Consider the following 12509-nt stretch of genomic DNA (forward strand, 5'->3'; position numbering starts at 1 on the left):
GATGAAAAAAATATTAATCCCCATAGGAATACTCGTAATGGGAACTGCCCAGGCGCAGCTTACCAGTACCGAAAATTATGTGTATTCCAAGACGTATTTATCAGATCCAACGCTTGCGAATGTTAAAAGCTCAGAAACTGTTCAGTATTTTGACGGATTGGGAAGACCCAAACAAATTGTCAATGTCAAAGCCTCTCCATTAGGAAAAGATGTTGTAACCCCTATTGTATATGATGGTTTCGGGAGACAGGTTCTGGACTATCTGCCCGTGCCTCAGGGAGGAACGCTCAGTGGCGGCATTGTTGCCAATCCCTTAGCGAATGTAAGCAGTACCCCATATAGTACGGAGAAAATCTATTCAGAGAAAATTCTGGAAAGCTCTCCGTTAAACCGTGTTTTAGGACAAAAACAGGTGGGAAATGCGTGGGCTAACAAACCAGTACAATTTGGATATCAGGTTAATGTCACTGGAGACGTTAAAAAATATACAGCTACTTTTAACTATACCAATTTTGAATCCAAATTACTCGCACCAGGCTCCTATGGAACAGGAGAGTTGTATAAAAATACAGTTACCGATGAAGACGGCAACCTAACTATTGAATTTAAAAATGCTCAGGGACAAGTTTTGCTGGTCAGAAAAGTCATCAGTGCTACAGAAAATGCCGATACCTATTATGTTTATAATGACTATAACCAGTTGGCTTTTGTCATCCCTCCCAAAGCGGCTATAGTATCAGATCCCAATACGGTGCTTAACGATTTATGCTACCAGTATAAATATGACAGCAAAAATCGTTTGGTAGAAAAGAAACTACCCGGAAAAGGCTGGGAATATATGGTGTACAATAAAGCAGATCAGCTTATTCTGACCCAGGATACAGTTCTTAAAGGAAAAGGGCAATGGCTCTTTACCAAATATGATCAGTTTGGAAGAACCTTGTACACCGGAATCACAAATAATACAGCCAGCAGGGCTTCAATACAAAACAGTGCCAATGTCAATACCGTTTTATATGAAACCAGAACGGCTGCGGTGGGATTTACCTTAAACGGTATGGCGGTATACTATACGAAGCTTTCCACTCCTTCCAATGTTAGCCAGGTTTTAACAGTTAATTATTATGATACCTATCCACCAGGATCTTCAGCGGTTACCAATATATTTGCCCAGCCTCTTCTTACGGACAATCCGGCTCAGGAAAGAACGACCAAGGGACTTCTTACTGCTTCCTATATCAAAAATATAGAAGATGATCAATGGACGCGTAACTTTATCTGGTATGATACCAAAGGAAGAAATATCGGTTCGAGAAGCAATAACCATTTGGGTGGTTATACGGTAGTCAACAATAAACTTGACTTTACAGGAGTTGTCCTTCAGAGTAATACCTACCATAGAAGATTGGGTTCGGATCCTGAAAAGGCTATTGTAGAAAAATTCACCTATGATCCTCAGAACAGGCTTCTTACCCATACCCATCAGGTAGGCAGTAATCCTGTTGAATATCTGGCTCAGAATAAGTATAATGAAATTTCTCAGCTGGAATCCAAGAAAGTGGGAGGAACAGCTGCTGCATCCCCATTACAAACCATAGATTATCAATACAATATCCGAGGCTGGATGACCAGGATCAATAATCCTGCGAATCTGAATGGGAAACTTTTTGGGTATGAGGTAAAATACAATAATCCTGTGTATTCTACAGTTTCTACAGGGAAATACAATGGAAATATTGCAGAAATAGATTGGAAAAATTCTTCACAGGATATTCTGAAAAGGTACAATTATACCTACGATAAACTGAATAGATTAACTGATGCCGAATATGCAGAACCGGAGACAACCAATCCGCACAACAAGAATTTTGATGAACGCTTGACCTATGATGTCAACGGAAATATTACATTCTTAAAAAGAAATGCGATTCCTGTTTTTGGGGCAACCTCTACGCTGGTAGATGATCTTGCCTATAAATATACAGGAAACCGCCTGAACCAGATTATTGAAAGCTCATTAAATGATACAGGCTATGAAGGAGGAAATAATACCATTGATTATGACCTGAACGGGAATATGATTAATATGAAGGATAAAGGAATTCAAAGCATCGTTTACAATTACCTTAATCTACCCAAGAGTTTTTTAATTACTCAACCAGATTTGTTAGGAAATGGACAGACTTCAAATAGTAATCTGGATTATCTGTATCGTGCAGATGGGGTAAAACTTCGCAAAACCTATTCCAGTGCTCCGCCACGTGGGCTGACGAATATTACGATGACCGATTATCTGGATGGCTTCCAGTATACCTATCGTGAAGGTGAGGGAATCTGCCTTACATGCCGAACGGAAACAGCTTTTGAAGAACAGGCCTATAAAAATATCAATACCCTTTCCGGTATTGTTATAACACCGGAATGGAAGCTTGATTTTGTGCCTACCGCTGAAGGGTTTTACAGTTTCACAGAAAACCGCTATATTTACCAGTACAGAGATCACCTTGGCAATGCCAGAGTAAGCTTTGCCAAAAACAGCGAAGGCGCTCTTGAAATAACCGATACCAACAACTACTATCCATTTGGCTTAAACCATATTGAAGGAATGCTTAGTACTTCTAATTTTGGAGGATATTATAGTTACAAGTACAACGGAAAGGAGTTGCAGGAAACGGGGATGTATGATTATGGAGCGAGAATGTATATGGCTGATATTGGAAGATGGGGAGTTATAGATCCGCTAGCGGAGAAAAACAGAAGGTTTACACCTTATAACTATGCTATCAATAATCCGATACGTTTTATTGACCCTGATGGAAGATCAGAATCAGACTGGATCAGAAAAGATGGAAAATGGCAATATAATGCTAATGTAACGACAGTAGAACAGGCTCAAAAAATAAAGGGTGTAGATGGTTTTGCGGAGAACGGGACAGTATTTGCCAATGTAAGTGTAGACGGAGGTGCCGAATCTGCTTATGCACAGCTAAATGAAGGAGGTTCAATCACAAAGCTTGGTGCAGATGATCTATCTTCCATGAATGCAATTGTAGATGCATTACCAATGTCTTTAGGAGGTTCCTGGACAACATGGACTCAAGAGACATTTCAGATTTTTACAGGTGGGGCTAATGAAACGGATCCCAATACTATGAATAAGGTTTTACCTGGAGACAAGCTTGAAACAAACAATATGTTTGAGTATATATTGAATGGGTTTAATAGATCTAGAACTCCTAAAGGAGAAGATGGACTTTATCAATTTAGTATTGATATGCAAGGAATTGGAAATCCTTTTAATTTCAAGAGTAATGATAGTACTGCTTTAGTGGAGCAAATCTCAGATTCTCCATTTTCTTACTCAAGAGATACAATAAAAAAAGTTCCTACTCAAACGAAAACTAATGATAGTATTATGTTTAATAATGCTGTTAAAAATGTTAATGATCAAAAGTTAAAAAACTATTATAATAGAATAAATTTCCTTGGCAAAAAATGGTAGTAAAAAATAATAAAAGAACAGCGAAAAATTTTTTTTTGCTTTTAATTATCTTTTTATTTTTTTCATGTAAAAAAAATGATAAAAAGTTTAGTAAACAAGTCAATATTCAGGATATTACTAATGAAGATAATTATGCAATTAGTAGTAAAAAAGAAAATGATTCAATAATTCTAATTAGTGGTGAGAGTAATCAATATACTTTGCAAGGCTATAAGAATGTTAGAAATAATGAAAAAATCGGATGGTGGAAAGTTAAGGATAAAACTAATGATTTTTTGTATGAGATTGAGTTTTTGTCAGTAAATATTGAAAAAGAAAATCAGATTAAATTTTATGAAGGAGGTAAATTGATAAATCGATTTAGTCAATATTATGATGTTATTTATAAGAATAATGGATATGAATTTAAATTTTATTTTCCAAAGTATAAAGATGAAAAAACCAGAGTGGAATTTAATTATATGACGAAAAATAATAATACTATTGAAAATAAAAGGATTGATTGTAAAACCGAAAATGGTTATTACATATGTTTTATTCCTGGGGAAAAAAAAGAAAAATCAATTGCAGGAGTTGCAACATTTTTTTCCGAAAGTGAAAATAAAAAAGAAACAACTTTTTCATCTGTAAGTATGTTTGTTAATAATTAAAGTTCCCTTGCAGGCATTGCTCCCTGCTGCGCAAAGTCTCCCGACTTTGAGCTGGCCAAATAAAAACAAAACCACTGCAATTGCGGTGGTTTTTGTTCTTTTATCCTGCAAAACCGCTATATTTACCAATACAGAGATCACCTTGGCAATGCCAGAGTAAGCTTTGCAAAAAACAGCGAAGGCGCTCTTGAGATTACAGACACCAACAACTACTATCCATTTGGCTTAAACCATATTGAAGGAATGCTTAGTACTTCTAATTTTGGAGGGTATTATAGTTATAAGTACAACGGTAAAGAACTTCAGGAAACAGGGATGTATGATTATGGAGCGAGATTCTATATGCCGGATATTGGGAGATGGGGAGTCGTAGATCCGTTGGCGGAGAAAATGACGAGGTATAGTCCTTATAATTACGCGTTTGATAATCCTGTAAGGTTTATTGACCCAGATGGAAGGGCTCCAGTTAACCCTGGACCAAGGCCTAAATTATCTGGAATTACAAGTGTTACAAATGTTTTGTCAGGTAGAAGATGGATTCCATATATGTCTAAAACAATTCCTAACACTGAAACAAGTTTTAGTTTTAGTAGTGGATTTACTAGGCAAAGCTCTTTTAAAACTGGAGAATGTGCTGATTATAGTAGATTGCAGGTGTTGCAAGGATCAAATGGTGATTATACAGCTGTTGGTTCAAAAAATAGAACAGATATGTATGTTAAAAATGAAGGAGATACATCTAAATTAGATTTGCAAAAAGGAGTAAATACAATAGTTGAAAATCTCAAAGAAGGAAAAGCTGTAATGGTTGGGGTAATGTATGATGCAAATAAGGATACTGGAAATGCAAATGAGGCAACAAATCATTATGTTACAATTGTAGGTATGGGAACGGACAAGCAAGGCGCTTATTTTTCTTATTATGATAATTATGCTGGTGAAGGACATAAAGAACAAATTGGAGAAGATGTTGGAACCGATATTAATTTAAATAAGTTTAGATTATCTCAGGCAAAAGATGGTACATATTATTTTTCAGATGGAGCAGATGGTAATATTCCCTATAATCAGAATAAAAAGGCACAAAATGGAGCACCTAGTAGATATATATTAACAGAAATAAGAGATAATCAATAATGAAAATAGTGATAAAATTTATATTTTTTTTTGTAATATTTTTTTCTTTTTTTGCTTGTAATAAAACATCAAAAAAGGATGTAATAGGTGTGTATAAAGGGGATAAGGTTCCTACAGAATTTTCAAATGATGATTATCGTTACCTTATTTTAAAAGCAGATAATATTTTCTATTTGAAGTCTACCGATATTGAAAAGCCCGGTATTGAGGGTTCTTGGGAAATTTTGGAAGGAAATAAGGATGTTTTAAACATACAGTTCAGTTTTTCTAATCAACATATCATAGGAAAATTAGAAGGACATACTTTTTTGTTTGAAAAACCTAATATTTTTGATCAACGTTTTCCTTCTTGGTTATATGTAAAAACGAATTTAGAAAGTAATAAAATAACCCCTTAGTTCGAGTATCCCCGTTAGCGCGAGCGTGTGGCTAATGCCCACAAATAAAAACAAAACCACTGCAATTGCAGTGGTTTTTATTCTTTTATCCTGCAAAACCATTATATTTACCAGTACAGAGATCACCTTGGCAATGCCAGAGTAAGCTTTGCAAAAAACAGCGAAGGCGCTCTTGAGATTACAGACACCAACAACTATTATCCATTTGGTTTAAACCATATTGAAGGAATGCTTAGTACTTCTAATTTTGGAGGATATTATAGTTATAAGTACAATGGGAAAGAGCTTCAGGAAACAGGAATGTATGATTATGGAGCAAGCATGTATATGCCGGACATTGGAAGGTGGGGTGTTGTTGATCCGTTGGCGGAGAAGTCAAGACGATGGTCAAATTATACCTATACTTATAATAATCCGATTATGTTTATTGACCCGACAGGAATGATTGGAGAATTGGCAACTTGTCCAACCTGTCCTAATACATCGGAATTTAAACCATACATTGATGATCCGAAGAATGTATATGTTTATGATTCTAAAACGAAAACTGCTGAAAAAGAAATGCAAATTGATGAAGTTAAATTACAAGGATCTTCTTCTTGGAATGTAGGGACTAGAGCTTTAGGAGGTTTACAAATGATTGGAGGAACAGTTGAGGCTATTGTCGGAGGAGCTGGAGGTATTCTTACGGCAGAAACAGGGGTTGGTGCTGTAGCTGGCTGGTTTGTATTAATGAATGGAATTGATAATGTAACAACAGGAGCGCAACAGTTATGGACAGGAGAAGACGAAGAAACCTTTTTGCATCAGGGAGTTGAAGAAGGTTCATTGGCTTTAGGTGCAAGTGAAGAGACCGCTGAAAATATTGCAACAGGAGCAGATGTAGCAACAATTTTAGTTGGTGGTGGAAGCAGTTTAAAAAGTGCCAAAAACCCTCGCTGCGCAAAGTCTCCAGACTTTGAGCTTATTAAATAAACTTACCCTCTGGTTTTCAAGGTAGGATAAATAACAACCCTTGTATTTGTGCAAGGGTTTGTTTTATAATATAAGTTCTACTATTTTTAAACTTTGAATAAAAGCAACTTTGTTTCATTCAGCAGAAACTTAATCTATAATTGAATTCTGAGAATCGATATATGTAACTTAATGATTAAGATAGTAACGCGAGTGAGACTCTCGCTAGCTAGGTATAAAAAGATGCATTGAAGGACTTCAATAAATGACTTATGAAAAAAACAATTATTTTAATATTTATTACTTTTTGCTTATATTCTTGTAGTTACTTTAGTGCTGGTAGTTATCCTTATGCAGAAGTTTACACTATAAATAAAAAAGAGTCTTCTTTTTTAAATGATATTGATCAATTTAAGAAAGAACATCCGGAGTTTATAGTTCCAAATAAATATAATATTAGAGACGGAAAAAATTCACATTGGAATTTTATTTCTTTTTACGCAAATAGTAAAATTTATTGTACTTGGACAAGAGAGGCGGTTGATTCCACTAAAACGGATTTTGCATTTATTGGAATTTATAAAAATATAGATAAAAACAAGGATTATATAGAAATAAATAAGAATGATGATGAGGAAAATACCCGTGAAAAGAAATTTTTTGAAACAAAAATATTAAATCCAATTTAAAAAAAATAAAAGAAGAAAATAATGCTGAATGTACTTATTTGATAAGTTGGCGCGAGCATTTGGCTCGTGTCCACAAATAAAACAAAACCACTGTTTTTGGACATGCCCCAAACTACAAAGTAACAGATTATATTTACAGAGCAGACGGAGTGAAAGTAAGAAAGGTTTTCGGAACAGAAACAACCGATTATCTTGATGGCTTCCAATATACTAATTCAGTATTAAAATTCTTCCCTACGGCAGGAGGGTATTTTAATTACGAGACTGGAAAGTATGTGTATAATTATACAGACCACCTTGGAAATACCAGATTAAGCTATGCTAAAAATGGAGCTGGAACAGAGATCATTGAAGAAAGTAATTATTATCCGTTTGGATTAAAGCATGAGGGATATAATGTATTTACAGGAAATTTAGCATATAAATATAAATACAATGGCAAAGAGTTACAGGAGACGGGTATGTATGATTATGGAGCGAGAATGTACATGCCGGACCTAGGTAGATGGGGGGTATTAGATCCAGCTTCTGATTATCTACCGGAGTATTCCCCTTATGTCTTTACATTTAATGATCCTATAGGTTTTGTTGACAATGATGGAGAATTCCCTGGACCTGCAGGGGCTATAATAGGATTATTGGCTGATTATGCAGGTCAAGTTGGGTATAATTATTTTTTTGGAGAATCTAATTATAATCTACGCCACGCAATGACTAATAATATAAATGGATGGTCAATGGCTATTTCTGGGGCGACTGGCTTTGCAACTGGTGGAATCGATTCTCTAAAAAATGTTGTAACGAGTGGTGTCGGAAAACCAATATTTCAAAAATTAATTAATAATGGAATTGATATTTTGGTTAATACTATTGGCAACACTGCTGCTGATTATTTAAATACTGAAGATGGAAAAGAGTACGATTTCTGGAAGTCACTAACAGGAGGGTTATTATCAGCTAGTTTAGAAAAGGTTATACCTATAAAATATATTGATAAGCTTGAACAAAAATTATTCAGAAAAATGAATATTAGTGCGAACAAAGTAGCTAGAATTAAAGATAAACTCACAAACCTTAGAAGAAATAAAACGATTAGAAAATGGACAAACAAACTTCAAGACGCGGAAAAAGATTTAAATAAATATAATGAAGCTTGGGCGGGTGTTAAAATTGTTAATGATTCTTATAAAAAATTTGGAGCAAATTCCCTAACTAATGAACTTTTTCTTAAAGAAGACTCTAAGACAAAAAAAGCAGGTAAACTATTTATAGGGGAATTAACAGAAGAAAAAAAAACAAATGAAAAATAAAATTTATTCAAAAAACCAATTTTTTTGTATTGTCTTATTAATGATGTTTTTTTTATATTCAGTCTATTCATTATATGAATATCAACATAGTCTTGAAAAAGGGACTCAAGTTGAAAAAATTGTAATAAGTCAAAGCTGTAGAGCTTACACAAAACTTTCTTCAGGCGTTATAATAAATGAAGGAAGCAAGAAATATAACGTAAAATTAGACTATGGGAATTGTATAAAATATCCTAAAAATAGTAAAATAAAAGTGATATATGATAAAGATAAAGATATTTTTATATATCGTGTTAAGGTCCCAAATTATGGGAGAATATATTTTATAGGGATAATATTAATAGTTTTTTTATTGCCTTGGTCATATATAATTAATATGCTAGGATATAAAAAGTGATTGTCCGCTAGCACTAGCGTTTTGTTCGTGTCAGTAACGAAATAAATAACAACCCTTGCAAGAATGCAAGGGTTGTTTATAATATAAGTTTTATTACTTTTAAGCTTTGGATACAAATCAATTTGGTTCAATCTATAATTGAGTGTTGAACATGGAAATATATAAGATTGAGATATGGAAATGAGCGGGACTTGTATTCCATAAGGAGTCTTTTATAAACGTACTAAAATATCTGTATGGGATTTTTAAAAAGAAATATTAACAAAATTATTTTATTATTCTTCGGAATTGTGCTTTGTGGGAAAATTATAAAAAAAATATTTGATCCCAAACTATCTAAATATAAATATTTTAATCAGCAATCTAATGGACAGGTTATTTCAAACTCATATGACCTTATGACTCATTTTAATATTGTCAGATCATCAGATGGTAATAAAATTTATTTGGAAGATTTAAAAATAATTTCATTAATTAAAATAGGAGATTCTATAGTGAAGAATAAAGACGTTACTTACTTTACTGTTTATAAAAAAAACAATACTAAAGTAATTTATGATATGTACAATAAAAACTTAAAAATAAACATAATATATTAATATTCATTTTTATTTTTAAAATTGTATAATTCTTGAGTATACTTTTCAGTCTCACTATAACATAAATCATGATACCACTCAACATTCACCTTATTCTAAAACTGATAGCTAGATTTTTGTTTCATACATTAATCGTTTTCAGCATAAATCTTATATATTTTCTAATAGTATATTACAATGTTTTTAAACTAGATAGATTTATTAATGTTTATAAAATGGGAAACAGTAATGATGCAATAATTAATATGATGATTATGGTATACTTAATACCAATATTGCTTTCCTATATGTATTATATTATTTTTATTTATAGGAAAGAGAATTTATCTTTTAAAATTATTTTTTTTGTTGTGGTACTGATATTGTCCCAGCAACCTTATTCTTTTTGGATAAAAAATATACTAGATTAATATCAATAAATGAAAATCATACTCAACATATTGCAAGCCATTTGTATTATTTCTTTTTTAATTTTTGTCTTTTTTTTATTTATGGCATTAGCGAGCAGTCACAAAATTCCCCTTCAAACTTATTTCACAGTAGGAATTGTACTGTTATTTTCAATTGTGCTTTATTTTTTTATTGGATATTTTAAAAGGAAAATAAAGTAGTTGGCGTTGTATAATGGTCTACACTTATATCCATAATAAAAGTCTCTCACTTTGTATAAAATACCAATTACCACTTTCTAACCGTATCTACCTACTTCAGAAGTCCCTCCAGCCACTTCCATAACCCTCTATACCCACTTCAATAAGGGGCTATAACCCCTTTCTCAACGGTCTACAACCCCTTGGTTAACGGTCTCTATACCCTTGTCAAAGAGGCTTTAGTCCCTTAATGAACTCCCTTTACCCACTTGTTTAACAGGGTATACCCCCTTACCTAAGGGGGTAGAGGGGTTTGGTGAAGAGGGTAGAAGGTTATGGGATGATATAAGTAGTATGAAATGAATAAGTTATATTTTTATAACTGAAAAAAATGTATATTGGTGTTACCAAATTAAAGCGTAATCCGAAAAGCATATAGAGTAGGAAAAAAATCAAAAAATTAGTATTATGAAAAACCTAAGAAAACTTTCAAAAAGAGAATTAAAAACAGTTCAGGGAGGTATCCCAATGTGTCTGCCAGGATATTTCTGGTGTTCATTTGTAAAAAAATGTATTTCTGTGGGATCACCATGCGGACTTATTGATTAATCTGATTGATGACAATAATGTAAAGAACAGGCTGCTTCAGAAATGAGGCAGCCTATTTTTAGCGGATGATTCCCGTCTTGAACTTTTGTATACTTTTGCTTCAAGGTAAAAGTATAAATGAAAACTCTTTATTTGATTCAGGATATGGTTGAAAAATCATAAAAGCAAGATTTTTATCTCTCACCGAAAAACCGTATTTTTGTACATCTAAAAAGTAAAAGAACGAATGAATTCCTACAAAAATCCATTGGAAGAACGCTACTCCAGTGAAGAAATGTTATTTAACTTCTCGCACAATAACAAATTCCAGAATTGGAGAAAGCTTTGGATAGCTCTTGCTGAGATCGAAAAAGACCTTGGTCTTGATATCACAGATGAGCAGATTGCAGAATTGAAAGCTAATGCTGAAAATATCGATTACGTAAAAGCAGCAGAGTACGAAAAAAAATTCCGTCATGATGTAATGGCTCACGTTCACGCCTATGGTGATGTGGCGCCTTCAGCAAAAGGAATTATCCACCTTGGAGCAACTTCAGCTTTTGTAGGAGACAATACCGATTTAATTCAGATCCGTGACGGACTTTTAATCCTAAAGAAAAAGTTGGTGAACGTGATGAAGAATCTTTCGGATTTTGCGATTCAGTATAAAGATCTTCCTACTTTAGGATTCACACACTTTCAGCCGGCTCAGTTGACAACAGTTGGGAAAAGAGCGACACTTTGGTTACAGAGTTTGGTTCTTGACATCGAAGAACTAGATTTCTTCCTTGAAACTCTTCGTTTCAGAGGAGTAAAAGGAACTACAGGAACTGCTGCAAGTTTCCTTGAACTTTTCAACGGTGATTATTCTAAAGTAAAACACTTAGATAAAGAACTTTCAAAAAGATTCGGTTTCGAAAAAGTTTTCGGAGTTTCCGGACAGACTTACGATAGAAAAATTGATGCGAAAGTAGTTGCTTTATTAGGAAATATTGCACAATCTGCGCACAAGTTCACAAACGATTTACGTTTACTTCAAAACCTTAAGGAAATTGAAGAACCATTCGAGAAAAACCAGATCGGTTCCTCTGCAATGGCATACAAACGTAACCCAATGAGAAGCGAAAGAATCGGGGCGTTGGCAAAATATGTAATGTCTCTGACAACAAGTTCTGCAATGGTAGCTTCTACACAGTGGTTTGAAAGAACATTGGATGACTCTGCAAACAAGAGATTGACAATTCCACAGGCATTTTTAGCGGTTGATGCTATTCTATTGATCTGGAACAACATCATGAACGGAATCGTTGTTTATCCAAACAGAATCAACAAACACATTATGGAAGAGCTTCCTTTCATGGCGACTGAATATATCATCATGGAAGAAGTGAAAGCTGGTGGTGACCGCCAGGAGATTCACGAAGTGATCAGAGTTCACTCGATGGAAGCTTCCAAGAAAGTGAAAGAAGAAGGAAAAGAGAATGATCTTATCGAAAGAATCTTAAACGATGATTCTTTAAAACTAGACAAATCAAAACTGAAAGAAGTTTTAGATCCTAAAAACTTTATTGGTTTCGCGCCGATCCAGACGGAGGAATTCATCAAAAATGAAGTGCAGCCGATTATAGACCAAAACAAAGACTTAATAGGATTGGAAGCTGATCTTAAAGTATAAAACAATATGCAGTCTTTTGG

General features: G+C 33.9%; 10 protein-coding genes and 1 pseudogene. All 11 read left to right on the plus strand.

All coding sequences use genetic code 11. The annotated features are described in order from the left end of the window. Position 1: 1 nt before the first annotated feature. The 11 genes and pseudogenes from JOE44_RS01035 to purB all read left to right on the plus strand — a co-directional run bounded on the left by JOE44_RS01035 (position 2) and on the right by purB (position 12489). Positions 2–3502 (plus strand): DUF6443 domain-containing protein, encoded by a 3501-nt coding sequence (locus tag JOE44_RS01035; protein ID WP_245169672.1) that lies wholly within the window; start codon positions 2–4, stop codon positions 3500–3502. Continuing rightward, positions 3496–4152, plus strand: coding sequence for a hypothetical protein (locus tag JOE44_RS01040; RefSeq protein ID WP_209783953.1), 657 nt, complete (start codon positions 3496–3498; stop codon positions 4150–4152). Before JOE44_RS01035 ends, JOE44_RS01040 begins: the two co-directional genes overlap by 7 nt. A 192-nt stretch (positions 4153–4344) precedes the next feature. Then, a complete protein-coding gene (locus tag JOE44_RS25325; RefSeq protein ID WP_348635065.1) occupies positions 4345–5289 on the plus strand; it encodes an RHS repeat-associated core domain-containing protein in 945 nt (314 codons plus the stop codon). Beyond that, entirely contained in the window at positions 5289–5687 is a 399-nt protein-coding gene (locus tag JOE44_RS01050) for a hypothetical protein (RefSeq protein ID WP_209783954.1), read from the plus strand. Before JOE44_RS25325 ends, JOE44_RS01050 begins: the two co-directional genes overlap by 1 nt. 177 nt (positions 5688–5864) lie before the next feature. Further along, positions 5865–6662, plus strand: a complete 798-nt coding sequence (locus tag JOE44_RS25330) for an RHS repeat-associated core domain-containing protein (protein WP_348635066.1) — start codon at positions 5865–5867, stop codon at positions 6660–6662. 251 nt (positions 6663–6913) lie between these two features. Then, complete coding sequence (locus JOE44_RS01060) at positions 6914–7330, plus strand: hypothetical protein (protein WP_209783955.1); 417 nt, start codon at positions 6914–6916, stop codon at positions 7328–7330. A 122-nt stretch (positions 7331–7452) separates the two neighbouring features. Next, positions 7453–7932: pseudogene (locus tag JOE44_RS25070) on the plus strand (RHS repeat-associated core domain-containing protein); the annotation flags it as partial. Positions 7933–8629: 697 nt separating this feature from the next. Beyond that, complete coding sequence (locus JOE44_RS01070; protein WP_209783956.1) at positions 8630–9037, plus strand: hypothetical protein; 408 nt, start codon at positions 8630–8632, stop codon at positions 9035–9037. A gap of 236 nt (positions 9038–9273) precedes the next feature. Further along, positions 9274–9636: a hypothetical protein gene (locus tag JOE44_RS01075; protein ID WP_209783957.1), complete on the plus strand. Its 363-nt coding sequence runs from the start codon at positions 9274–9276 to the stop codon at positions 9634–9636. Between the two features lie 1058 nt (positions 9637–10694). Then, positions 10695–10835 carry a hypothetical protein gene (locus JOE44_RS01080; protein WP_153816321.1) on the plus strand — a complete coding sequence of 47 codons (141 nt, stop codon included), beginning with the start codon at positions 10695–10697 and terminating at the stop codon, positions 10833–10835. Positions 10836–11061: 226 nt separating this feature from the next. Beyond that, a complete protein-coding gene (purB, locus tag JOE44_RS01085) occupies positions 11062–12489 on the plus strand; it encodes an adenylosuccinate lyase (protein WP_076597264.1) in 1428 nt (475 codons plus the stop codon). Positions 12490–12509: the final 20 nt, after the last annotated feature.

Origin of the sequence: Chryseobacterium sp. PvR013, assembly GCF_017833095.1 — a bacterium.
Classification (GTDB): domain Bacteria; phylum Bacteroidota; class Bacteroidia; order Flavobacteriales; family Weeksellaceae; genus Chryseobacterium; species Chryseobacterium culicis_A.